This window comes from Klebsiella sp. AqSCr (assembly GCF_008452795.1).
GTDB lineage: Bacteria > Pseudomonadota > Gammaproteobacteria > Enterobacterales > Enterobacteriaceae > Klebsiella > Klebsiella pneumoniae.
Genome location: NZ_MJDM01000005.1, coordinates 1,560,097 through 1,583,548 on the forward strand (window position 1 = coordinate 1,560,097; position 23,452 = coordinate 1,583,548).

Sequence of the window (23,452 nt, forward strand, 5' to 3'; positions counted from 1 at the left end):
CGGGGCGAAATCATGGGTTTACGCTTTAAGACGCACATTTACCACGCCGTCAGTCTGGCGTTCAACCACCAGATCTTCCAGGCTGCTCAGCACGAGGTCGGCTTCATCCAGGCGAGGGGCATCGGCGGGCACGTTGACCGCGATAGTGCGACAGCCGGCCGCCAGTCCGGAGAGGAGCCCCGCCGGCGCATCTTCCACCACCGCGCACTCCCCGGCAGGCAGACCCAGCCGCTCGGCGCCCAGCAGATAGGCGTCCGGCGCCGGTTTGCCGTGTTTCACCTGCTCGGCGGTGACGAACACCTCAGGCATCGGCAGGCCCGCCGCGCGGTGACGCGCGTGGGCAACCGGAATCGAGCCGGAGGTGACAATCGCCCACGGGATCCCGGCCTCATTGAGCGTATTCAGCAGGGCTAATGCCCCCGGCAGCGCGACGATACCCTCAATATCAGTGGCTTCTATCTGCTCGAGGTAGCGAAATTCGGCCTGGATATCCTCCTCGCTGCGCCCCGGCATAAAATGGCGAATGGAGGTAATGGCCTGCTTGCCGTGAATAAAACTGAGAATTTCATCATGGTCAATGGCGAAACGATCCCCCCACTTGCACCATGAACGCTCCACCACCGGCAAGGAATCCACCAGCGTCCCGTCTAAATCGAACAGGAAACCTTTACACTGCACGGGCACCTCCCTCAGGCGTTGATAATTTGATTAATTTCATTACTGCTCAGATGATACTGGCGCGGGCAAGCGTGCCAGACGCTCAGCATCCGCTGATATTTCTCCCACATCGGAGTCTGCGAGTTAAAGCCATGGGTACCGGCGTCAAAATGGCTGTAGCGGCCTTCAACGTTGACCATAAAACGCACATAGCCGAGATAACGCGCTTCGGTGGCGGCATCAAATCCGAGGAAGGTGACCCGGCGTTCATCGATACCCGCCGCGTCTTTCAGGTTGGTCCAGGAGACGTGCAGCGCGTGGTACATCTCCATGATATCAATAACGGTACGGCAGGTTTCTTCCGTCAACTGGCCAAACTCGCGGTCCAGTTCACGCATCTGTAGCCCATACCCTCGCTCTATGATGGTTTGCAGACGACGGTAGCGTTCCGCATTATCCGGGTCGAGCATCGTCATCATTTTGTACTGATTGGATAAAATCAGACGCTGCGCATTGGTCATTTCCATGTTGTGACTCCTGTAGCACGGTAGGGCGTGAAATAAAGAAGGCGCATAAATCATGCGCCTTCTTTTATATGCGTTTTCCGTAGTGAATTACAAATCATCAAGGAAAGTTTTATCCAGTTGTTTGAAGGCGCGCTTAAGCGTGTCAGCCAGCGCCTGATAATCGGGCTTGCCTTCGACCGGTGCCAGCGCCTGCCCCGCCTCCTGCAGTTTACCGCGCACTTCATAGAACCAGTTAAGAATGGAGGGCGGCAGCGGCGTCACCGAACGCTTACCCAACCACCAGAGTCCCTGCATCGGCAGGCTCAGCGCAAACAGCGCGGTAGCGACGGCGGGGCCCAGCTGGCCGCCAAGAGCTATCTGCCAGCAGAGGGTAAAAATGGCGATTGGCGGCATGATGCGGATGGCATAGCGGGTGGCACGAATAATGCGGTTTTCAATAAACACCGGTGCGAGGCGCTTGTCGAGAGGCCAGGTCTTTGCGTAATGCTGCCCGCGGTTGAACAAGCTAAAGAAGCTAACGGGGCGTTTCTCAGGGGTCGACATGGCTTTACCTCAACTTTACATATAAAACTTAAAAAATTCGTGCAAAACACCAACTATGCATGACATCGTTCAAAAGATTTTGGCAAAGGATGCCGCAATCAGGTATCCTGTGCCCGCCTGAAAGGGCGGTTAGACTCTTTGCCAGGCTAGTCAAATTATCGCATATTCTGCCATTGGCTGAAAATTATGCAAAATGGCATAAAATCAAATGTACTTCTCTCATCGTGCCCGAAAACAGAACAAGGCATGATGTTAATCATAAATGTCGAGGTCATCCTGCGCTACGCTAATGACACACTGACGTTTTTTTAGCCACGTATCATAAAAAGGTACTTCCATGTCGAGTAAGTTAGTACTGGTTCTGAACTGCGGTAGCTCCTCTCTGAAATTTGCTATCCTTGACGCCGTGAACGGCGACGAATATCTGTCCGGTTTAGCGGAATGCTTCCACCTGCCGGAAGCCCGTATCAAATGGAAAATGGACGGCAGCAAACAAGAAGCCGAGTTAGGCGCGGGCGCCGCGCACAGTGAAGCGCTGAACTTTATCGTTAACACTATTCTGGCACAAAAACCAGAACTGTCTGCTCAGCTGACCGCAATCGGCCACCGTATCGTACACGGCGGTGAAAAATACACCAGCTCCGTGGTGATCGACGAGTCCGTAATTCAGGGTATTAAAGACGCCGCGTCTTTCGCACCGCTGCACAACCCGGCACACCTGATCGGCATCGCTGAAGCGCTGAAATCCTTCCCGCACCTGAAAGACAAAAACGTGGCTGTATTCGATACGGCGTTCCATCAGACCATGCCGGAAGAATCCTATCTCTACGCCCTGCCGTACAGCCTGTACAAAGAGCACGGCGTTCGTCGTTACGGCGCGCACGGCACCAGCCACTTCTACGTGACTCAGGAAGCCGCTAAGATCCTCAACAAGCCGGTGGAAGAGCTGAACATCATCACCTGCCACCTCGGCAACGGTGGTTCTGTTTCCGCTATCCGTAACGGTAAATGCGTTGACACCTCCATGGGTCTGACCCCGCTGGAAGGCCTGGTGATGGGTACCCGCTCCGGTGACATCGATCCGGCCATCATCTTCCATCTGCACGACACCCTGGGCATGAGCGTTGACGCGATCAACAAAATGCTGACCAAAGAGTCCGGCCTGCTGGGTCTGACCGAAGTCACCAGCGACTGCCGCTACGTGGAAGACAACTATCAGGAAAAAGCCGACGCTAAACGCGCGATGGACGTTTACTGCCACCGCCTGGCGAAATACATCGGTTCCTACACCGCGCTGATGGACGGCCGTCTTGACGCCGTTATTTTCACCGGTGGTATCGGTGAAAACGCCGCGATGGTGCGTGAGCTGTCGCTGGGTAAACTGGGCGTACTGGGCTTTGAAGTTGACCATGAGCGTAACCTTGCTGCCCGCTTCGGCAAGTCTGGCTTCATCAACAAAGAAGGCACCCGTCCTGCCGTGGTTATCCCGACCAACGAAGAGCTGGTCATCGCGCAAGACGCCAGCCGTCTGACCGCATAATTCCACATCGCCAGCCCTGACCCGCAATAATTCGAGCTGCAGGAAGGCGGCGACACAGCAAAACCCCGGCCGCGTACAGCGCGTACGCCACCGGGGTGAGCAAGTAGAGCCAACGCACGTGCAACTTGAAATATGACGGATAGCTGGCGGTGCTGTTTTGTATCCCGCCTGATACTGGCGGTAACGAAAGAGGATATACCGTGTCCCGTACTATCATGTTAATTCCTACCGGTACCAGCGTAGGTCTGACCAGCGTCAGCCTCGGTGTGATCCGCGCTATGGAACGCAAAGGCGTTCGTCTGAGCGTCTTTAAACCTATCGCCCAGCCGCGTTCCGGTGGCGATGCCCCAGACCAGACCACCACCATCGTTCGCGCCAGCTCCTCCACCACCACCGCCGCTGAACCGCTGAAGATGAGCCATGTTGAGTCTCTGCTCTCCAGCAATCAGAAAGATGTGCTGATGGAAGAGATCATTGCCAACTACCACGCGAATACTCAGGACGCGGAAGTGGTGCTGGTGGAAGGCCTGGTACCGACCCGTAAGCATCAGTTCGCCCAGGCGCTGAACTTTGAAATCGCCAAAACGCTGAACGCTGAAATCGTCTTCGTGATGTCTCAGGGCACCGACACGCCAGAACAGCTGAACGAGCGTATCGAACTGACCCGTAACAGCTTTGGCGGCGCCAAAAATACCAGCATCACCGGCGTTATCGTCAACAAACTGAATGCCCCTGTCGACGATCAGGGCCGTACCCGTCCTGACCTGTCGGAAATTTTCGACGACTCGTCGAAAGCAAAAATCGTGAAGATTGACCCGGCTCAGCTGCAGAAAGGCAGTACGCTGCCGGTGCTGGGCGCAGTGCCATGGAGCTTCGATCTGATCGCGACCCGCGCGATCGACATGGCTCACCATCTGAATGCGACCATCATTAACGAAGGCGATATCAATACCCGCCGCGTGAAATCCGTGACTTTCTGCGCGCGCAGCATCCCGCACATGCTGGAACACTTCCGCCCTGGTTCTCTGCTGGTTACCTCCGCAGACCGTCCTGACGTGCTGGTTGCGGCCTGCCTGGCGGCAATGAACGGCGTGGAAATCGGCGCCATTCTGCTGACCGGCGGCTATGAAATGGACGCGCGCATCAGCAAGCTGTGTGAACGCGCTTTCGCGACCGGCCTGCCGGTATTCATGGTCAACACCAACACCTGGCAGACCTCCCTGAGCCTGCAGAGCTTTAACCTCGAAGTACCTGTTGACGATCACGAGCGTATCGAGAAAGTTCAGGAATACGTGGCCAACTACATCAACGCCGACTGGATCGAATCGCTGACCGCGACATCCGAGCGCAGCCGCCGTCTCTCTCCGCCAGCCTTCCGCTACCAGCTGACCGAGCTGGCGCGCAAAGCCGGCAAACGTGTCGTTCTGCCGGAAGGCGACGAACCGCGTACCGTGAAAGCGGCGGCGATTTGCGCTGAACGCGGGATCGCCACCTGCGTCCTGCTGGGTAACCCGGATGAGATCAACCGCGTAGCCGCGGCCCAGGGCGTTGAGCTTGGCGCCGGCATTGAAATCGTCGATCCGGAAGTGGTTCGCGAAAGCTATGTGGGTCGCCTGGTCGAACTGCGTAAGAACAAAGGCATGACCGAAGCGGTCGCGCGTGAGCAGCTGGAAGACAACGTGGTTCTCGGCACCCTGATGCTGGAACAGGACGAAGTCGACGGTCTGGTATCCGGCGCGGTTCACACCACTGCCAACACCATTCGTCCGCCGCTGCAGCTGATCAAAACCGCGCCGGGCAGCTCGCTGGTCTCCTCCGTGTTCTTCATGCTGCTGCCGGAACAGGTTTACGTTTACGGCGACTGCGCGATCAACCCGGACCCGACCGCCGAGCAGCTGGCGGAAATCGCTATTCAGTCCGCTGAATCCGCGATTGCCTTCGGCATCGAGCCGCGCGTGGCGATGCTCTCCTACTCCACCGGTACCTCCGGCGCGGGTAGCGATGTCGAGAAAGTCCGCGAAGCGACCCGTCTGGCCCAGGAAAAACGTCCTGACCTGATGATCGACGGCCCGCTGCAGTATGACGCCGCGGTGATGGCTGACGTAGCGAAGTCCAAAGCGCCGAACTCACCGGTAGCTGGCCGCGCGACCGTGTTCATCTTCCCGGATCTGAACACCGGTAACACCACGTACAAAGCGGTACAGCGCTCTGCCGACCTGATCTCCATCGGGCCGATGCTGCAGGGTATGCGCAAGCCGGTCAACGACCTGTCCCGTGGCGCGCTGGTAGACGATATCGTCTATACCATCGCACTGACCGCGATCCAATCGGCTCAGCAGCAGAAGTAATCTGCCGCTGTGGTCAAAGCAAAAGGCAGCCGAATGGCTGCCTTTTTGTCGTCAGGAGGCGAGCGACGATTGCTGTCGCGCGTTTGCGATCTTTATTCGCGCTCGCTCTCTTCCGCATCATCATACTCATTACCGGCGTTGCGGGTCATCCACAGCGCCAGCGCTTTCAGGGAGTCCGGCGTGAACTCATCGCAGCGGGCGGTGATCTCTTCCGGCGTTAACCAGCACACCTCGCTGACCTCTTCTTCCTGCAGGGCGAACGGCCCGTGGGAGACGCAGCTAAACAGACTTCCCCAGACGCGGCAGAATTTGTCTTCGTAATAAAACTGGCCGTGATCGGCAAACGGCACCCCGGCGATGCCTAACTCCTCTTCCGCCTCGCGACGGGCCGATTCCAGCAGCTGCTCATCAGCCTGCACGACGCCGCCAGCGGTGGCATCCAGCATGCCCGGATGAAAGTCTTTTGTCTCGGTGCGTCGCTGCACCAGAATTTTCCCCATTCCGTCATGAACGACGATATAGGTCGCCCGGTGGCGCAGGCACTGCGCGCGCATTTGCTCGCGGCTGGACTGAGCTATCACCTCATTGTTTTCATTAACAATATCGACCCATTCTGTGCTTGCCAAATGATTCTGTTCCGCCATCAGGAAACCTTACTTTAAATGCGCTCTCGCGGCGCGTCTTTATGATTGAGGGCTAAATTACGGGTAAATTGCAACCTCTGCAATAACCTGATTATCATTGAGTGCTAAAACCTGCAGCCGCCCCTGATCCAGCAGCCCATAGCTGGCGGAATATCCCCCTTTCGGGATACTCACTGAGCCGGGATTAAAGAGGTAAATTGCGCCGCGTTTTTCCGCGACCGGTATATGAGTATGGCCATATGCCAGGACATCGCCAGCGGCCAGCGGCGGCAGATTATCCGGACTATAGAGATGCCCGTGGGTCAGAAACAGGCGATAGCGTTCGCTAAGCACCTGCTGCCAGGGCGCGGTCATTGGAAAACGAAGCAGCATCTGATCCACTTCGCTGTCGCAGTTGCCGCGAACGGCAACAATGCGTTCCGCCACGCTGTTCAACCGCTCCGCCACCTCACCCGGCGCATACCCCTCAGGCAGCGCGTTACGCGGACCGTGATTGAGCACATCGCCGAGTATGATCAGCCACCTGGCGCCGCTTTGCGCGAACCGTTCAAGCACGCGTTCCGTGGCGGGCAGCGAACCATGAATATCGGAGGCAAACATCAGCTTCATAGGTTCCATCTCCACTGGTTACGATGCCTCTATGATAGCGGAAGCGCGGCGGGTTATCAGCCTCAGCGTTTGGCGGAAAGCGCCACGTAACGCTGGATTGAGGCCCGCTGCCACTGGAAAGACGCATAATCAGCCAGCGCCTCCGGTACCTTATCGCCATTGAGAACCAGGCGATTGAGCATCAGCGCCAGGTCTGCGTCGGCAATAGACCATTCGCCAAATAAATTTTTCCCGCCGTGGGCCAGTAGCGTGGTGGCGGTGGCAAACAGCTTTTCCGCAGATTGCCTGCCGGCCTCGCTGAGGTCCGGCATTTTCGCCCCGTCAAACACCACGGCGGTGGATCGCTCTTCACGAATTGGCATCAGATCGCTGCGCAGCCAGGCCTGGATCTGCCGGGCGCGGGCTCGTTTTTGCAGATCATGCGGGTAGATGCGCTCCCACTCCGGCGGCGCGAAACGCTCATCCAGATACTCAGTAATCGCCGAAGACTCACTTAGCGCGAAATCATCAACCTCCAGCAGCGGTACGCGACGGGTGGCGGCATAGCCTGTCCAGCCCGCCTGCAGATGTTCGCCGCGGTTCAGGTCGACGGTTTTAAGGGTAAAAGGCAGGCTTTTTTCCTGCAGAGCGACATAGACAGACATCACGTACGGTGAGAAAAAATCGGCATCGGACCACAGGGTAATGACAGGCTGGCTCATAGCTTCCTCAAGGGTGGTAGACAGGACAATAAGCCAACATAGCCTGTCTTACAGGCGATGTCACTGCTCGAGCGCGGACGACTTGTCGCCTGGCTGCCGGGTCGCTTGCGGAATTTCTCCCGGGTGGCGCAGCTTCACCTATACTCGAACAGTTTGCGACCCACGACGGCGGGAAATATTATGATCGATCTTTACTATGCACCCACCCCAAACGGCCACAAAATCACCCTGTTCCTCGAAGAGGCGGAGCTAGCCTATCGGCTAATTCGGGTCGATATCGGCAAAGGGGAACAATTTCATCCGCAGTTTCTGGCGATTTCGCCGAATAATAAAGTTCCGGCTATCGTCGACCACATGCCTGCTGACGGCGGGGCGCCGTTGAGCGTTTTCGAGTCCGGCGCCATCCTGCTCTATCTGGCGGAAAAAAGCGGTAAGCTGCTGAGCGGCGAGCTGCGGGAACGCTACGTCACGCTGCAGTGGCTGTTCTGGCAGGTCGGCGGGCTGGGGCCGATGCTGGGGCAAAATCAACATTTTTCCCACTCCGCGCCGCAAACCGTGCCCTACGCTATTGAACGTTTTCAGGTGGAAACCCAACGACTGTATGGGGTGCTAAATCAGCGTCTGGGATGCAGCCCGTGGCTTGGCGGCGACCACTACAGTATCGCCGACATCGCCGCCTGGCCCTGGGTGAACTGCCATGTCCGACAGCGTATCGATCTGGCGAACTATCCGGCGGTGCACAACTGGTATGAGCGCATTAAGCAGCGGCCGGCAACGGCGGAAGCGATGTTAAAAATTCAGCTTTATTAACCCCCTGCTCGCCCGTCGCTCTTTGTTGTATGATTGCAGGACTTACACCACGGAGGAAGCCTGCAATGTCTCAACCAGACGCCATTATTCGTATTAAGAACCTGCGCCTGCGGACTTTTATTGGTATTAAAGAGGAAGAGATCGCCAACCGCCAGGACGTGGTAGTGAATGTAGCCATTCACTACCCTGCCGATAAAGCGCGCGACAGCGAGGACATCAATGATGCGCTGAACTATCGCACCATTACCAAGCGCATAATCAGCCATCTTGAGAATGGCCGTTTTTCGCTGCTGGAAAAATTAACTCAGGATGTGCTGAATATCGCATGCGAACATCACTGGGTCACATATGCTGAAGTGGAGATTGATAAACTTCATGCGCTGCGCTATGCCGACTCGGTGTCCATGACCATGAGCTGGCGTCGCTAACCATGTCAGGGAGGTGGTATGAAGATCCTGCTTACTGGTGGTACCGGCCTGATTGGCCGACATCTGATACCCAGATTGCTGGAGCTCGGGCATAGCGTCACGGTCTCCACGCGACATCCGGATACCGCCCGCGCCCGTCTCGATCCGCGCGTCACCCTGTGGCGCGATTTCGAGGGCCATCACCACCTCAATGACATTGATGCCGTCATCAATCTGGCGGGTGAACCCATCGCTGATAAACGCTGGACGGCCGAGCAGAAACAACGCTTGTGCCATAGCCGCTGGGATCTCACGCAGCGGCTGGTGGGCCTGATCCACGCCAGCGACACCCCTCCCTCCGTGCTGATCAGCGGGTCTGCCATCGGCTACTATGGCGACCTCGGCGAGGTGGTGGTGACCGAAGAAGAGCCACCGCACAATGAGTTTACCCATAAGCTGTGCGCCCGCTGGGAGCAAATTGCCTGCGAAGCGCAAAGCGAGCGCACCCGCGTCTGCCTGCTGCGCACCGGCGTGGTACTGGCTCCGCGGGGCGGTATTCTCGGCAAAATGACACCCGCCTTTAAGCTCGGCCTCGGCGGGCCTATCGGCAACGGCAGACAGTACCTGGCCTGGATCCATATCGACGATATGGTTAACGGCATTCTGTGGCTGCTGGATAACGATCTGCGCGGTCCGTTCAATATGGTTTCTCCCTACCCGGTGCATAACGAGCAGTTCGCCCATGCGCTGGGTCATGCGCTCCATCGACCGGCGATTTTCCGCGTTCCCGCCGCCGCTATCCCCCTGTTGATGGGGGAATCCGCCGTCCTGGTGCTCGGCGGCCAGCGCGCGCTGCCAAAGCGTCTGGAGGCCGCCGGCTTTGCCTTCCGCTGGTACGATCTGGACGAAGCGCTAAAGGATGTGCTGAGTTAATGGCTGACACAGGGGAGCATTGGCTCCCCTGATTCCGTTCTGCTGGCTCATGCTCCACGCCTGGATGGCCTCACCCTGGCGCTGCAGCATCGCCATATTCAGGACAACCAGCGCCCTTAATCGCCTGAATTCACCGCCAGCCGGCCGGTTCGCCGGTGTTACCTGGCAAAGCAAAGTGCTAAGGTAGGCTTTTCTTTCTGCGTATTGACTGCTTTATGACGACCATCACCACACCACGCCTTTCGCTTACCCGCTTTGTTACCGATGACTGGCCCTTTTTTCTGCGCCTGCGCCAGGATCCGCAGGTGATGCGTTTTATGGGGGAGGTGTTAAGCGAGGAGGCGCTGCGCAGCGTCTTCGTCAGTCGCTGTGCCGATCCCGGGGTGTTTGTATTGCGCGATAAATTCGGCGAGGCGCTGGGCGATATTGGGCTCCGCATCAGTCCGAAAAATCCGCACGAAGCTGACGTCGGCTACGCGCTGCTGCCTCAGGCTCAGGGAAAAGGCTATGCCAGCGAAGCGCTGCGGGCGGTCTGCGAGTATGGTTTCACCACCCTGGGGGTGCAGGCCATCAATGCCTGGGTGCTGGGTGAAAACCGCCTGCTGGAGAAGCAAGGCTTTGTGCGCACCCAGGTGCTGGAGAAAGCCTATCATCTGAACGGCGTCGATTACGATGACTGGATCTATCGGCTGGAGCGGGAAGCTCATCCGGCGTCCGCAGACGCCGGATGAGCCGATTATTTCAGCGAACCTTTCAGAAACTGCTGCAGGCGCGGGCTTTTCGGCGCGCCAAACAGCGCATCCGGATGCCCTTCTTCTTCAATTTTACCCTGATGCAGAAAAATGACATGTGAAGAGACGTGGCGGGCAAAGCCCATTTCATGGGTCACCACCACCATGGTTTTTCCCTCTTCTGCCAGCTGCTGCATAATGCGTAACACTTCGCCCACCAGTTCCGGATCCAGCGCGGAGGTCGGCTCATCAAACAGCAGCACTTCCGGTTCCATCGCCAGCGCGCGGGCAATAGAGACACGCTGCTGCTGGCCACCGGAAAGATGCACCGGATACTTCGCCTGCTGACGTTCGTCTATCCCGACCTTGGCCAGATATTTTACCGCCCGTTCGCGCGCTTCCTGTTTGCTTAAGCCCAGCACCTGAATCGGCGCCTCCATGACGTTCTCCAGCACCGTCATATGGCTCCACAGATTGAAATGCTGAAACACCATGGTCAACCGGGTGCGCAGCAGGCGCAACTGGTTCTTGTCGGCCACCTTCAGCTGGCCGTCTTTATCCCGTACCAGACCAATATTTTGGCCGCTGACGACGATCGTGCCTTCGCTCGGTTTTTCAAGGAAGTTAATACAGCGCAAAAAGGTACTTTTTCCGGAACCCGATGAACCGATGATGCTGATAACGTCCCCGGCTTTCGCCTGCAGCGAGACGCCCTTCAGCACCTCGTGTTCCCCATAGCGTTTATGCAGATCGATAACGTTTAATTTATTGTCGGACATGGCGTTCTCAATGCGTCGAAGAAGGTTTGATATGCTGCAACCAGCGCTTTTCCGCTTTACGGAACAAGCTAATCAGCACATACGAGATAATTAAATAGAGCACCGCGGCGATGCCAAACGCGGTGAACGGCTGATAGGTGGCCGAGTTGATATCGCGGGCGATTTTCAGCAGATCCGGTACCGTAGCGGTAAACGCCAGCGCGGTAGAGTGCAGCATGAGGATCACTTCGTTACTGTAGGCCGGTAGCGCAATCCGCAGCGCGGAAGGCAGAATAATGCAGCGATACACTTTGACTGACGAGAAGCCGTAGGCCCGCGCCGCTTCAATTTCTCCGGCGGGTACTGAGCGGATCGCGCCGGCGAAAATTTCAGTGGTATAGGCGCAGGTATTCAGGGTTAACGCCAGTACCGTGCAGTTTAGCCCGCTGCGGAAAAAAGCGTTCAACAGCTCCGTGCCTTTGACGATTTCCAGGGTATACATGCCGGAGTAAAAAACCAGCAGTTGCACATACAGCGGCGTGCCGCGAAATATGTAAGTGAACAGCCAGATGGGGAACTGGATAAACTTATTGCTCGAGACGCGGCCGATGGCCAGAAACACCGCCAGGATGCCCCCCATTACCACTGAAGAGATCAGCAACCATAAGGTAATCGCCACGCCGGTAAAGCGATAGCCGTCGGTCCACAGTAGTGATTTCCAGTACTCCTGAATAATTTCAATCACAGGTCAGCCCTCTTCACGCCAACGGTATAGCGGCGTTCGAGCAGCAGCAGTACGCCATTAGAAACGGTGGTAAACACCAGATAAATCAGGCCGCAGACGATGGCGAAGTAGAACGGCTGCCAGGTGCTTTTCCCGGCCAGCTGCGTGGCTTTGACCACATCCTCCAGCCCCAGCAACGAGACCAGCGCCGTCGCCTTGAGGATAACCTGCCAGTTGTTGCCTATCCCCGGCAGCGCGTAGCGCATCATCGCCGGGAAGAGAATACGCCGGAACGTCTGCCCGCCGCTAAAGCCAAAGGCGGTAGCCGCTTCGATATGCCCCTTCGGCACCGCCAGGTAGGCGCCGCGGAAGGTTTCCGTAAAATAGGCGCCATAGATAAAGCCAAGGGTAATAATCCCGGCGATCATCGGATCGATATCAAACTGGGCCATGCCCAGCGCGTCGGTAACGCTGTTTAGCGCAATCTGCAGGCCGTAGAAAATCAGCAGCATCAGCACCAGATCGGGCACGCCGCGGATCAGAGTGGTATAGCCTTCAAACACCAGCGCCAGTGGACGATTGCTCGATAACTTTGCGCCAGCGCCCGCCAGCCCTATCAGGACGGCGAGAACGACCGAGCTGAGCGCAAGCTCCAGGGTGACGAGCGCACCCTGCAAAATAACCTGTGAAAACCCATACAGCATGCTGCCTACCCTGTCTGTCATTCACCATTGCGCGCGAAACGCGCGCAATGGCGAGGCGTGAGAATTATTCGCCGTATACGTTAAAATCGAAATATTTTTTCGCCAGCTTGTCGTAGGTGCCGTCCTTACGCATCTCTGCAAACGCCTTATTCAGCGCTTCACGCAGTTCTTTGTCTTCCTTACGCAGCCCCATACCGGTGCCAACACCAAACAGTTTCTCGTCTTTGATTGACGGGCCACCAAACTGGTAATCTTTACCGATAGGCTGTTTCAGGAACCCTTCGCTGGCCGCGACCTCATCCTGGAACGCGGCGTCGATCCGGCCGGCGGTCAGGTCGGAATAGATATTGTCCTGCCCCTGATAGGAGACAATTTCGATACCTTTCGGCGCCCAGTGCTCATTGCCATAGGTTTCCTGAGTCGTCCCCTGCAGCACGCCCACGCGCTTACCCTTGAGGGTGGCGAGATCCGGCGTTACCGGGCTGCCCTTTTTCACCACCAGACGCGAATCTGCCGCATACAGCTTGTCAGTGAAGGCAATTTCCTGCTGGCGCTTTTCAGTAATCGACAGCGAAGACATAATCGCGTCGATTTTCTTCGCTTTTAAGGAGGGGATCAGCGCATCCAGCGGGTTTTCAACAAAGGTACATTGCGTATTAATACGCTTACACAGCTCTTTTGCCAGATCGATATCAAAACCGACCAATTCTCCCTGCGCATTCTTCGATTCGAAGGGAGCATAAGTCGGATCGGTACCGATACGAATTTTTTGCGGGATGGCGGCAAAGACCGTGGAAACGCTGGAAAGGGCCAGCGCTAAAGAGAGAGACAACGCCAGTTTTTTCATAACTATCCTCGACAGACTGTCATTCTAACGGGTTTATTAGAACTATTTACGCCAGTTATCGTGCCATTATTCGCCCCTTAAGAGCAAAGATTTATGCACCAGAAAGGCCGATTTTTTGCATCAGAAACGCTTAACTATGCATTTTTTAGCCAAAAAACTGGCTGCTTTTGCACTGAAATGATCCATAGCGCGTTTAGATGCACCCTTTTGGGGCATGGATACGAACCTGGCGGCAGGCCCACCCCATTGTGCGGGCCTGCAGCAGTCTTAGTCGCCGTACACGTTAAAATCGAAGTATTTCTTCGCCATTTTGTCGTAGGTGCCGTCTTTACGCATTTCGCCCAGCGCTTTATCAAACGCGGCTTTCAGCTCGGCGTCGTCCTTACGCAGGCCGATACCGGTGCCGTCGCCAAAGTACTTTTTGTCTTTAACGGACGGGCCGGCGAAGGCGAAATCTTTCCCGGCAGGCTGTTTCAGGAAGCCTTCGCTGGCGGCGACTTCATCCTGCAGCGCCGCATCCAGACGGCCAGCTGCGAGGTCTGAATAGATCAGATCCTGGTTCTGGTAAGCCACCACGTCAACGCCCTGGCTGCGCCAGCGGTCGTTAGCATAGGCTTCCTGAGTAGAACCCTGCAGCACGCCGACATGCTTGCCTTTCAGCGCCTCCAGCGTCGGCTGGATCGGCGACCCTTTGGCGGCGATCAGACGCGAGTCAGCGGCATATAGCTTGTCAGAGAAGGCGATCTCTTGCTGGCGCTTCTCGGTAATAGAGAGGGAAGAGATGATGGCGTCAATCTTCTTCGCCTTCAGGGAGGGGATCAGGGAGTCAAAATCGCTGCCGACCCAGGTACATTTCACCTTAATTCGGGAGCACAACTCATTGCCTAAATCAATATCAAAACCAACAAAGTCCCCTTTCGCGTCTTTCGACGAAAATGGCGCATAGGTCGCGTCAGTGCCAATGCGAATGCTCTGCGGCAGAGCAGCAAACACGCTGGCCGTGCTGCTCATTCCCACGAGTAAAGAGAGAGCCAGAATCGTCTTCTTCATACAGTACCCTTAAGTGTCGTGTCGTGATGTGGTGCGTTGCTTGTTATGGTGATTGCCGATCAATCCTGCAGTTTTTGTGCCATCTTCCAGGTGCGTGCCGGGAACAGGGTTAAATTTGTTAAAATAAAGTTGCAGGATTGTCTTAAAAGGGAAGATACCAGCATTACTGGCGAAACCGCAGCGCCTGAGCGCAAAAAGACGAAATAAATGTCGAGGATTTGATCGCGGCAACAAATTTGCACCACCGCAGCGCAAGCGTACATTTCATGCACCACTATAGTGCGACGCTAGGCCCCCTGCCAGCGGGTAAACAAGTCGTGCTCCAGACTAATATCAAATTGATCGAGTACCCGATTGACGGTCTGGTTGATGACATCGTCCAGGCTTTGTGGCCGGTGGTAAAAAGCCGGTACCGGCGGCATTATCACCGCCCCCAGCTCTGCAGCCTGAACCAGCAGACGCAGATGGCCCAAATGGAACGGCGTTTCCCGCACGCAGAGCACCAGCGGACGACGCTCTTTCAGCACGACATCCGCCGCCCGGGTCAGCAGGCCATCCGTATAGCTATGGACAATGCCCGAGAGCGTCTTCATTGAGCAGGGTAAAATCACCATCCCGGCGGTTTTAAACGAACCGGAAGAGATACTGGCGGCGATATCGCGGGCGTCATGCACCACATCGGCTAGCGCCTGCACCTCACGTACGGAGTAGTCGGTCTCCATGGCCAACGTCTGGCGCGCCGCCTGGCTGAGGATGAGATGAGTTTCAATATCCGGCACATCTCTTAGCACCTGCAGCATCCGCACGCCGTAAATGGCGCCGCTGGCGCCGGAAATGCCAATAATCAGTCGTTTCACGTTCTGTTACCCCTTGCGCGTGTGCCGCAGACTTTGCCGGATTATAGCCTCTGGCGCAACTATTGACGCACAGTTGAGGGGCGAAAAAAAGCCCGCCGTCCTTTCGGTACGGCAGGCCCGCGACGCGTGAACGGCTTAACCCTCGTTGTGCATCTCGAGGTTTTCGACTTCGTTCTGCAGCTGGACCGCTTTGGCATCATCGTTACGCAGGGAGTCAAGATAGTCGAGGTACTGCTGGTCGACATCCCGGGTCACATATACGCCGTTGAACACCGAGCATTCAAACTGCTGAATATCCGGGTTCTCCGCGCGCACCGCGTCGATCAGATCGTTGAGATCCTGGAAAATCAGGCCGTCGGCGCCAATGATCTGGCGGATCTCATCCACTTCGCGGCCATGGGCGATCAGTTCGTTGGCGGTCGGCATATCGATACCGTACACGTTCGGGAAACGAATTTCCGGCGCAGCGGAGGCGAGATACACTTTTTTCGCCCCTGCTTCACGCGCCATCTCAATGATCTGCTCCGAGGTGGTGCCGCGTACAATGGAATCATCGACCAGCAGCACGTTCTTATCGCGGAATTCCGCACGGTTGGCGTTGAGCTTACGGCGAACAGATTTACGACGCAGCTGCTGACCGGGCATGATAAACGTCCGGCCGACGTAGCGGTTCTTCACGAAGCCCTGACGATAAGGTTTGTCGAGAATGCGGGCGATTTCCAGCGCGATGTCGCAGGAAGTCTCCGGGATCGGAATAACGACGTCAATATCCAGATCTTCCCACTCGCGGGCAATCTTTTCGCCCAGCTTAGTCCCCATGTTGACGCGGGCGCTGTAGACGGAAATTTTGTCAATAAACGAGTCCGGACGGGCAAAATAGACGTACTCGAACAGGCACGGGTTGCTGACCGGATTATCGGCACACTGACGGGTATAGAGCTGGCCCTTCTCGGTAATATAGACCGCTTCGCCCGGCGCCACATCGCGCAGGAATTCAAAACCAAGCGTATCAAGGGCCACGCTCTCCGAGGCCACCATATACTCGGTGCGACCGTCGCCAACGTCACGTTTACCCAGCACCAGCGGACGAATGCCGTTAGGGTCGCGGAAGGCCACCATGCCATGCCCGATGATCATCGCCACGCACGCGTACGCGCCGCGGATCAGGCGGTTGGTCGCCGCAATCGCCGCGAAGATGTTGTCCGCTTCCAGCGGGTAGTGACGGAAGTTATCCAGCTCACTGGCGAAAATATTGAGGAGGATTTCGGAATCAGAGGTGGTATTGATATGGCGGCGTTTTTCTTCAAACAGCTTTTTACGCAGCTCGTGCGCATTGGTCAGGTTGCCGTTATGCGCCAATGTGATGCCATACGGCGAGTTAACGTAAAACGGCTGCGCCTCGGAGGCGCTGGAGCTGCCCGCCGTAGGATAACGCACGTGGCCAATACCCATATTGCCCTGCATACGCTGCATGTGGCGGGCCTCGAATACGTCGCTTACCAGCCCGTTAGCCTTACGCAACCGGAAGCAGTTGTTGGCATCAATGGTGATGATGCCAGCGGCATCCTGTCCACGGTGCTGGAGCACCGTTAGCGCATCATAAATCGACTGGTTAACCGGCATAACACCGGCGATACCGACAATACCGCACATACGTCTTTTCCTCGTTCAGCAACGACCCAAAGTCTATACTTTAGGCAAGAAACTTGACGAGCTTTGCAGGTATTCAAAAAACCATCTGATGACGGGGGTAAAATAGGGAATAAACTGCGACTGATGCCAGTCATCGCTCTTCGCCATCCCGGTAAAGGTGTCCAGGAAGAACAGGATAGCGGCGATGATCAGCACCCCACGTAGCGCGCCGAAGCAGATCCCCAATACCCTGTCGGTTCCTGACAAACCGGTCTTCTCCACCAGCTGGCCTATCACATAGTTCACGATAGCGCCAACGATGAGCGTCACGATAAACAGCGCCGCAATAGCAATCCCATTTCGAACTCGTTCATCCTCAAAGCCCGTAAACCAGACAGACAGGTCAGCGTAGTAATGGCTGGCGACATAAAACGCGCAACCCCACGTGACTAACGATAAAGCTTCGCGAACAAAGCCGCGGATCAGGCTGACCAGGCAAGAAAGACCCAGCACCGCCATAATGGCGTAATCAATCCAGACCATATACGTCCCACGATTTACGCCCTGTCGTCCAGTTCGGGGCGCATTCTAACAGAAAAAGAAAACGTTTGCGTAGGGATTTCCATGCCCTACAGAAATAAAAATGGCGCTGAAAAAACATTCAACGCCAGACTGCCTTTCGCCTCTTCAGGGCGGCTGAGACAGGGTTTGCGGGGCGTTTCTCCCCGCCACGTTCTCTCCGCATGGCGGAAAAAACAATCAGTTCGGGGTGAAGCCCATCACCACCCCGCTAAGCCCGGAGATCTGCTGCAGATCGCCCAGCTGGCCTTTCAGCTTGTCTTTTGACGCATCCGGGCCGACGAGGATGCGGGTAATTTTACCCTGTACCGGCGTCGAAGGCGACGTATAGACTTTGAAACCCGAGGCCCGCAGTTTACCGACAATCTCATTCACCTTATCGGCGTTCTTCAACGCGCCCAGCTGAACCACATAGGCTTTGCCGGTCGGCGCCGGCAGGGCCGCCTGCTGCTGCGATGGCTGTTGCTGCTGTGGCTTAGCCGGCGGCGGCGTTGGCGTCGCGGCCTGCTGTTGCGGCTGCGGTTTCGGCTGCGGTTTCGCGGCCACCACCGGCTCCTGAACGTCATCGAAGCTGTTGCTGTTCACCGGAATACGCGATGGATCTAACGATGGCGCGGCGGCATCGCCCGCCCGCACCTCTTCCGCCGCCCCTTCCGGCGGTTGCGAAGGCAACGCCTGGGTTGCCGCCGGCAACATATCCGGTTCATCGCGATCGCCTGGTTTCGGTACCAGCGGGATCGCGGCAAACTCATCCTGGTAATGCTTTTTCTGCCCGTCCAGCAGCCCTGGCAGGATAATCACCCCCAGCGCCACCAGCACGATTGTCCCGACTAAACGGTTCTGAAACTTACTCGCCACCGATTCTCCCCGCGTCTATCTCTTCCATAACCTGCGCTACGGTGTGAAACGAACCACACACCAGCACGGTATCTTCCACTTTAGCGTCAGCCATGGCCGCACGCCACGCCTGCGCCACGCTGCTATAGACTGTACCGCAGCGCAAATGTTCCACCAGCTGCTCTGCCGTCGCGCCGCGCGGGCCTTCCAGCGGCGCGCAGTACCAGGCATCGACTTCCGGAGCCAGATTGGCCAACGTGCCGGCGATGTCCTTATCATGCAGCATACCAATAACCGCCAGCACGCGTCCCGTTTTCGCTAACGTTTTGAGACGCCCGGCGAGATAGGCCGCCGCGTGCGGGTTGTGCGCCACATCGAGGATCACTCGCGGGGCGTCGCTGATTATCTGAAAGCGTCCCGGGAGCATCGCATCGCGGATCCCTGCGCGCAGGATAGCGTCATCCACGGCAAGCCCGCTGGCGCGCAGCGCCGCCACGGCCGTCGCCGCATTCGGCAACGGCACCTGAGGCAGAGGCAGGTGGCTTAACGCCCCTGCCGTATCGCGGAAGGACCACGTTTCGCCCTCCACCTCATAGCGCCAGTCGACGCCGCGGCGCTGGAGCAGCGCGCCCTTCTCGCTAGCCACTTCCGCGATGGTGAGCGGCATATCCGGCTCCCCCACCACCGCCGGTTTACCGGCGCGAAAGATGCCCGCTTTTTCCCGGCCGATACTTTCGCGATCCGGGCCCAGCCAGTCGGTATGATCGAGGGCGATGCTGGTGACCACCGCGACGTCGGCATCAACGATGTTGGTGGCGTCGAGACGCCCGCCGAGCCCGACCTCAAGGATCACCACATCCAGCTGCGCCTGCTTAAACAGCCACAGCGCCGAGAGCGTGCCGTATTCAAAATAGGTCAGCGAGATGTCACCCCGCGCCGCTTCGATTTCAGCAAACGAAGCCGTATGCGCCGCCTCCGGCAGTTCAGCCCCCTGAATGCGCACGCGTTCGGTGTAGCGCACCAGATGCGGAGAGCTGTAGACCCCCACTTTATAACCGGCCGCCATCAGGATGGTTTCCAGCGTGCGGCAGGTGGTGCCTTTGCCATTGGTGCCCGCGACGGTAAAAACGAACGGCGCCGGTTTAACGATATCCATCTGCCCGGCGACCTCGCTGACGCGCGCCAGCCCAAGGTCGATGGTTTTACTGTGCAGATGTTCCAGATAAGAAAGCCACGTAGCCAGGGGCGACGTGGCCTGAGGAATAGGATCTTTTTCCATGATGCCCGTAAGAATTGACGGTTAACGCGTATGAATAAAAAAGGGCAGCGCCGCCAGGCCCTGCCCTCTGCTTTATCAGGCCTCAGGTTCCTGATCCGGTGCCGGCGGCACCACCACGCCTTCATGAGGCGCTTCCGAAACGGCAACCGGCGCCGGCAGGTTCATCAGCTTCGCCAGAATGCTGGCCAGCTTGAGACGCATTTCCGGACGGCGAACGATCATATCGATCGCCCCTTTTTCAATCAGAAACTCACTGCGCTGGAATCCCGGCGGCAGCTTCTCGCGTACGGTCTGCTCGATAACGCGAGGACCGGCAAAGCCGATCAGCGCTTTCGGCTCGGCAATGTTCAGATCGCCCAGCATCGCAAAGCTCGCCGATACGCCGCCCATGGTCGGGTCGGTCAGCACGGAGATGTACGGCAGTCCGCGCTCCTGCATTTTCGCCAGCGCCGCGGAGGTTTTCGCCATCTGCATCAGCGACATCAGCGCTTCCTGCATACGGGCGCCACCGGAGGCGGAGAAGCAGATCAGCGGGCAGTTATCTTCCAGCGCCTGCTCCACCGCGCGTACAAAGCGTGCGCCGACGACGGAACCCATCGATCCCCCCATAAAGGAGAATTCAAAGGCGGCGGCAACCACCGGCATCGCGTAGAGCGTACCTTTCATCACCACCAGCGCGTCTTTCTCGCCCGTCTCTTTCTGAGCGGACGCCAGGCGGTCTTTGTATTTTTTTGAATCGCGGAACTTCAGCACATCTTTTGGCTCAAGTTCGCTACCCAGTTCTACCAGAGAACCTTCATCCAACAGGCTATGCAGGCGATTACGCGCCGACATGCGCATATGGTGATCGCACTTAGGACAAACCTCCAGGTTGCGCTCCAGCTCGGCGCGGTAGAGTACCTGACCGCAGCTGTCGCACTTGGTCCATACACCCTCAGGAATGCTCGCCTTGCGGGTGGGAGTGATGTTGCTTTTAATTCGTTCAATCCAGCTCATTGATAACCTTTCTGCCTGAACCTGGTCGATGCCAGTTTTGTCGTAAGGGGCGCATAATGCCATTTTTGCCTCTTACAGACCATGAATGTTGCACATTAAATCATATCATCCCGGAACATGGGATAAAAAAGTGGTCAAACCGCTGCGCGTGACGCTCTGCACCGCCACGCGCAACACAGGCTAAACTACTTCGCCTGCTTCGCCGCCGCCCGCTTGTGGCGAATAATCTCAATCACGCCCGGCAGGACGGAAAGCACGATGATCGCCACGATCAGCAGCTTCAGGTTCTCCTGCACCACCGGCAAATCGCCAAACAGATAGCCGGCATAGGTGAACAGCAGCACCCACAGCAGCGCCCCAACCACGTTATAGGCTGCAAAATGACGATAGGACATATGCCCCATTCCCGCCACAAACGGCGCGAAGGTTCGGACTATCGGCACAAAGCGCGCCAGGATAATGGTTTTCCCGCCGTGACGTTCGTAAAAGCTGTGGGTTTTATCCAGATAGCTGCGACGGAATATCTTTGAGTTCGGATTGCTGAACAGCTTTTCGCCGAACAGCCGGCCAATGGTGTAGTTGACCGCATCGCCGACGATGGCCGCGATGACCATCAGCAGTACCATCAGGTGGACATTGAGATCGTTGGTTGGCAAGGCCGAGAGCGCGCCCGCGACGAACAGCAGGGAATCGCCCGGCAGGAATGGCGTCACCACCAGCCCGGTTTCGCAGAACAGAATCAAAAACAGAATGGCATAAACCCAGACGCCATACTGGGCAACCAGTTCGGCAAGGTGCACATCAATATGCAGGATGAAATCAATTAAAAAGTGAATCAAGTCCATGTTTGTCTTTACCCTTAATGACCCTATTAGTCCGCCAGAAACAGCGGGCCCATTGGCAGCACCGGTAAATCATAGTGGGCCGGGTAATCCACCGACACCAGATACAACCCTTCCGCTTTTGCCGTTGCCGCAGCGAGCGTCCTGTCTTTTGCTGCCAGCAGTTCTGCCATCCAGCTCTCCGGCTGGTTTCCGGCCCCGACCTCCATCAGGCTGCCTACAATATTCCTGACCATATGATGTACAAAGGCATTCGCTTTGATATCCACCACCACATACGCGCCGTAGCGGGTAACGTTAATATGCATCACGTTGCGCCACGGGGTACGCGACTGGCACTGTACCGCGCGAAACGAGGTAAAGTCATTCTCTCCCAGCAGACACTGCGCGGCGCGCTGCATACGCTCGGCGTCGAGCGGCTGGTGAAAATGCGTTACGCCATGACTTAACACCGCCGGACGCAGGCGATGATTATAGATGACGTAGCGATAGCGGCGCGCCGTGGCGCTGAACCGGGCGTGAAAATCCGCCGGTACATGTTTGACCCAACGCACCGCGATGTCACCAGGTAAATTCGCATTTACCCCCAGCGTCCAGGCGGCATCTTTCCGCTGCGCCCGGGTTTCGAAATGCACCACCTGGCCGGTGCCATGGACGCCGGCGTCGGTGCGGCCGGCGCAAAAAACGGTAATCGGTTCGTTCGCCACCTGCGAGAGCGCCTTTTCCAGCTTCTCCTGCACGCTGCGCACTTCGTTTTGCCGCTGCCAGCCGTAATATCTGCTGCCGTCGTACTCGATGCCCAGCGCGATTTTACAGATCGGCTGTTGCTCCATCTCAGACATCAGTACAGGTACTCCTCAATCAGCTTCTCGGCGATCTTCACCGCCATCAGCGCGCCGCCGAAGCGCACGTTATCCGCTACCGACCAGAACTGGATCTGCTCCGGCATACCGTAATCGTTATGCACGCAGCCGATGGAGAGGCGGGCATTGCCTGAGGCATCACCAACCTGAGTCGGGAATTCGCCCTCTTCAGAAAGTTCGATATCCTCGCCGCGGGTAAAAGCGTCGCGCGCCTCCTCCGCCGCCAGCGGGCGCATCGCTTCGAAGCTCACCATCTGCGCATGGCCGTAGAAGACCGGCGACTGAACGACGCTGGCGGAGATCATCAGCCCGTCATCCTGAAGAATTTTGCGCGCTTCATCGACGATCCGGCGCTCTTCGCGCACGCTACCTTCACGATCCGGCAGCAGCGGCAGCATGTTGAACGCCAGCTGGCGACCAAAGAAATCGTCTTCATCGATAGGGATGCCGTTCAGCAGCTTAGCGCTCTGCCCCGCCAGCGCATCCACCGCTTTTTTCCCCTGCCCCGAGGCGGAGAGCAGGTTAGTGACGCTAATGCGCGACAACCCGCCCTGATCGATCAGCGGTTTGAGCGCCGTCAACAGCTGACTGGTCAGGCTATTAGGCACCGCAATCAGGTTGCGGTTGCGGTAATCGCCTAATACGAACGGGTTCACGTCCGGCACCACCAGCGGTACGTCCGGCTCCAGCGCAAACAGGCCGCTGAGATCGATAACCAGACACCCGGCGTTGGTCGCTTCTTCGACATACGCTGCACTGGCTTCGACGCCGGCGGCGAAGAAAGCCAGCTGGGCCTGGGTCCAGTCAAATTCGGCGGCGTCTTTGACGATCACCGACTTGCCACCAAAACGCAGATGTTCGCCCGCGCTGTCGTTGCGCGCCAGAGCAAAAATCTCTCCTACCGGGAACTGGCGTTCAGCAAGAGTTTCGAGCAGGGCTTCGCCTACGGCGCCCGTTGCGCCCAGTACGGCAATATTCCAGCCTTCAGACATGGTGGTTAACTCCAGAAATAAAGCGGCCCCGCCGGAGTATCC

The 23,452-nt window shown here is 57.1% G+C and carries 28 protein-coding genes; 7 read left to right on the plus strand and 21 right to left on the minus strand.

The window, feature by feature from the left end; genetic code table 11:
- Positions 1-18: 18 nt before the first annotated feature.
- The 3 genes from BHE81_RS11520 to yfbV all read right to left on the minus strand — a co-directional run bounded on the left by BHE81_RS11520 (position 19) and on the right by yfbV (position 1,727).
- Positions 19-678 (minus strand): sugar phosphatase, encoded by a 660-nt coding sequence (locus tag BHE81_RS11520; protein ID WP_004174996.1) that lies wholly within the window; start codon positions 676-678, stop codon positions 19-21.
- Positions 679-689: 11 nt separating this feature from the next.
- Positions 690-1,184 (minus strand): YfbU family protein, encoded by a 495-nt coding sequence (locus BHE81_RS11525; RefSeq protein ID WP_002913193.1) that lies wholly within the window; start codon positions 1,182-1,184, stop codon positions 690-692.
- Between the two features lie 87 nt (positions 1,185-1,271).
- Positions 1,272-1,727 (minus strand): terminus macrodomain insulation protein YfbV, encoded by a 456-nt coding sequence (gene yfbV / locus BHE81_RS11530; RefSeq protein ID WP_002913194.1) that lies wholly within the window; start codon positions 1,725-1,727, stop codon positions 1,272-1,274.
- A gap of 337 nt (positions 1,728-2,064) precedes the next feature.
- Between yfbV and ackA the strand changes: the two genes are divergently transcribed.
- On the plus strand, positions 2,065-3,267 hold the full coding sequence (gene ackA, locus BHE81_RS11535; RefSeq protein ID WP_002913195.1) for an acetate kinase: 1,203 nt from the start codon (positions 2,065-2,067) through the stop codon (positions 3,265-3,267).
- A 200-nt stretch (positions 3,268-3,467) separates the two neighbouring features.
- Positions 3,468-5,615 (plus strand): phosphate acetyltransferase, encoded by a 2,148-nt coding sequence (gene pta, locus BHE81_RS11540; protein ID WP_002913196.1) that lies wholly within the window; start codon positions 3,468-3,470, stop codon positions 5,613-5,615.
- 92 nt (positions 5,616-5,707) lie between these two features.
- Here the strand turns inward: pta and yfcD are convergent, their stop codons facing one another.
- The 3 genes from yfcD to yfcF form a co-directional block, all read right to left on the minus strand.
- On the minus strand, positions 5,708-6,259 hold the full coding sequence (gene yfcD / locus BHE81_RS11545; RefSeq protein ID WP_002913197.1) for an NUDIX hydrolase YfcD: 552 nt from the start codon (positions 6,257-6,259) through the stop codon (positions 5,708-5,710).
- A 57-nt stretch (positions 6,260-6,316) separates the two neighbouring features.
- Positions 6,317-6,868 carry a phosphodiesterase gene (yfcE, locus tag BHE81_RS11550; RefSeq protein WP_004174991.1) on the minus strand — a complete coding sequence of 184 codons (552 nt, stop codon included), beginning with the start codon at positions 6,866-6,868 and terminating at the stop codon, positions 6,317-6,319.
- A 62-nt stretch (positions 6,869-6,930) separates the two neighbouring features.
- Positions 6,931-7,569: a glutathione transferase gene (gene yfcF, locus BHE81_RS11555; RefSeq protein ID WP_004174989.1), complete on the minus strand. Its 639-nt coding sequence runs from the start codon at positions 7,567-7,569 to the stop codon at positions 6,931-6,933.
- Between the two features lie 180 nt (positions 7,570-7,749).
- Here yfcF and yfcG point away from each other — a divergent pair, with 180 nt between their 5' ends.
- From yfcG to BHE81_RS11570, 3 genes are all read left to right on the plus strand, one after another.
- Positions 7,750-8,379, plus strand: a complete 630-nt coding sequence (yfcG, locus tag BHE81_RS11560) for a GSH-dependent disulfide bond oxidoreductase (RefSeq protein ID WP_004174988.1) — start codon at positions 7,750-7,752, stop codon at positions 8,377-8,379.
- Positions 8,380-8,444: 65 nt separating this feature from the next.
- Positions 8,445-8,807: a dihydroneopterin triphosphate 2'-epimerase gene (folX, locus tag BHE81_RS11565; protein ID WP_002913200.1), complete on the plus strand. Its 363-nt coding sequence runs from the start codon at positions 8,445-8,447 to the stop codon at positions 8,805-8,807.
- Positions 8,808-8,825: 18 nt separating this feature from the next.
- Complete coding sequence (locus BHE81_RS11570) at positions 8,826-9,719, plus strand: TIGR01777 family oxidoreductase (RefSeq protein WP_149888804.1); 894 nt, start codon at positions 8,826-8,828, stop codon at positions 9,717-9,719.
- Here BHE81_RS11570 and BHE81_RS28210 read toward each other — a convergent pair.
- Entirely contained in the window at positions 9,699-9,815 is a 117-nt protein-coding gene (locus BHE81_RS28210; RefSeq protein ID WP_004217247.1) for a hypothetical protein, read from the minus strand. The two genes, BHE81_RS11570 and BHE81_RS28210, sit on opposite strands and share 21 nt — an antisense overlap.
- Positions 9,816-9,934: 119 nt before the next feature.
- On the opposite strand from BHE81_RS28210, the gene BHE81_RS11575 reads away from it, so the two are divergent.
- Positions 9,935-10,450: a GNAT family N-acetyltransferase gene (locus BHE81_RS11575; protein ID WP_110246490.1), complete on the plus strand. Its 516-nt coding sequence runs from the start codon at positions 9,935-9,937 to the stop codon at positions 10,448-10,450.
- Positions 10,451-10,455: 5 nt separating this feature from the next.
- Here BHE81_RS11575 and hisP read toward each other — a convergent pair whose 3' ends face one another.
- The 5 genes from hisP to argT all read right to left on the minus strand — a co-directional run bounded on the left by hisP (position 10,456) and on the right by argT (position 14,533).
- Positions 10,456-11,229: a histidine ABC transporter ATP-binding protein HisP gene (gene hisP / locus BHE81_RS11580; RefSeq protein WP_002913206.1), complete on the minus strand. Its 774-nt coding sequence runs from the start codon at positions 11,227-11,229 to the stop codon at positions 10,456-10,458.
- A 7-nt stretch (positions 11,230-11,236) separates the two neighbouring features.
- Positions 11,237-11,953 (minus strand): histidine ABC transporter permease HisM, encoded by a 717-nt coding sequence (gene hisM / locus BHE81_RS11585; protein ID WP_023301696.1) that lies wholly within the window; start codon positions 11,951-11,953, stop codon positions 11,237-11,239.
- Positions 11,950-12,636: a histidine ABC transporter permease HisQ gene (locus tag BHE81_RS11590; protein WP_002913208.1), complete on the minus strand. Its 687-nt coding sequence runs from the start codon at positions 12,634-12,636 to the stop codon at positions 11,950-11,952. Before BHE81_RS11590 ends, hisM begins: the two co-directional genes overlap by 4 nt.
- Before the next feature lie 64 nt (positions 12,637-12,700).
- Positions 12,701-13,483 (minus strand): histidine ABC transporter substrate-binding protein HisJ, encoded by a 783-nt coding sequence (gene hisJ, locus BHE81_RS11595; protein ID WP_023301695.1) that lies wholly within the window; start codon positions 13,481-13,483, stop codon positions 12,701-12,703.
- Between the two features lie 267 nt (positions 13,484-13,750).
- Entirely contained in the window at positions 13,751-14,533 is a 783-nt protein-coding gene (gene argT / locus BHE81_RS11600; RefSeq protein ID WP_002913210.1) for a lysine/arginine/ornithine ABC transporter substrate-binding protein ArgT, read from the minus strand.
- Between the two features lie 45 nt (positions 14,534-14,578).
- Between argT and BHE81_RS28215 the strand changes: the two genes are divergently transcribed.
- Complete coding sequence (locus BHE81_RS28215; RefSeq protein ID WP_032412013.1) at positions 14,579-14,740, plus strand: hypothetical protein; 162 nt, start codon at positions 14,579-14,581, stop codon at positions 14,738-14,740.
- A gap of 80 nt (positions 14,741-14,820) precedes the next feature.
- Here the strand turns inward: BHE81_RS28215 and BHE81_RS11605 are convergent, their stop codons facing one another.
- The 9 genes from BHE81_RS11605 to BHE81_RS11645 all read right to left on the minus strand — a co-directional run bounded on the left by BHE81_RS11605 (position 14,821) and on the right by BHE81_RS11645 (position 23,410).
- Positions 14,821-15,390, minus strand: a complete 570-nt coding sequence (locus tag BHE81_RS11605) for a UbiX family flavin prenyltransferase (RefSeq protein WP_002913212.1) — start codon at positions 15,388-15,390, stop codon at positions 14,821-14,823.
- Positions 15,391-15,525: 135 nt separating this feature from the next.
- Positions 15,526-17,043 carry an amidophosphoribosyltransferase gene (purF, locus tag BHE81_RS11610; RefSeq protein WP_002913213.1) on the minus strand — a complete coding sequence of 506 codons (1,518 nt, stop codon included), beginning with the start codon at positions 17,041-17,043 and terminating at the stop codon, positions 15,526-15,528.
- A 33-nt stretch (positions 17,044-17,076) separates the two neighbouring features.
- The gene (cvpA, locus tag BHE81_RS11615) at positions 17,077-17,565 is read right to left on the minus strand and encodes a colicin V production protein (protein WP_002913214.1); all 489 of its coding nucleotides are present in this window, start codon (positions 17,563-17,565) and stop codon (positions 17,077-17,079) included.
- Between the two features lie 216 nt (positions 17,566-17,781).
- Positions 17,782-18,459: a cell division protein DedD gene (gene dedD, locus BHE81_RS11620; protein WP_023342669.1), complete on the minus strand. Its 678-nt coding sequence runs from the start codon at positions 18,457-18,459 to the stop codon at positions 17,782-17,784.
- On the minus strand, positions 18,449-19,717 hold the full coding sequence (gene folC, locus BHE81_RS11625; RefSeq protein ID WP_002913219.1) for a bifunctional tetrahydrofolate synthase/dihydrofolate synthase: 1,269 nt from the start codon (positions 19,715-19,717) through the stop codon (positions 18,449-18,451). Before folC ends, dedD begins: the two co-directional genes overlap by 11 nt.
- Before the next feature lie 75 nt (positions 19,718-19,792).
- The gene (gene accD, locus BHE81_RS11630) at positions 19,793-20,713 is read right to left on the minus strand and encodes an acetyl-CoA carboxylase, carboxyltransferase subunit beta (protein WP_002913220.1); all 921 of its coding nucleotides are present in this window, start codon (positions 20,711-20,713) and stop codon (positions 19,793-19,795) included.
- A 185-nt stretch (positions 20,714-20,898) separates the two neighbouring features.
- Positions 20,899-21,558, minus strand: a complete 660-nt coding sequence (locus tag BHE81_RS11635; protein WP_002913221.1) for a DedA family protein — start codon at positions 21,556-21,558, stop codon at positions 20,899-20,901.
- A 26-nt stretch (positions 21,559-21,584) separates the two neighbouring features.
- On the minus strand, positions 21,585-22,397 hold the full coding sequence (gene truA, locus BHE81_RS11640; protein WP_009307375.1) for a tRNA pseudouridine(38-40) synthase TruA: 813 nt from the start codon (positions 22,395-22,397) through the stop codon (positions 21,585-21,587).
- The gene (locus tag BHE81_RS11645) at positions 22,397-23,410 is read right to left on the minus strand and encodes an aspartate-semialdehyde dehydrogenase (RefSeq protein ID WP_002913227.1); all 1,014 of its coding nucleotides are present in this window, start codon (positions 23,408-23,410) and stop codon (positions 22,397-22,399) included. Before BHE81_RS11645 ends, truA begins: the two co-directional genes overlap by 1 nt.
- Between the last annotated feature and the right edge of the window lie 42 nt (positions 23,411-23,452).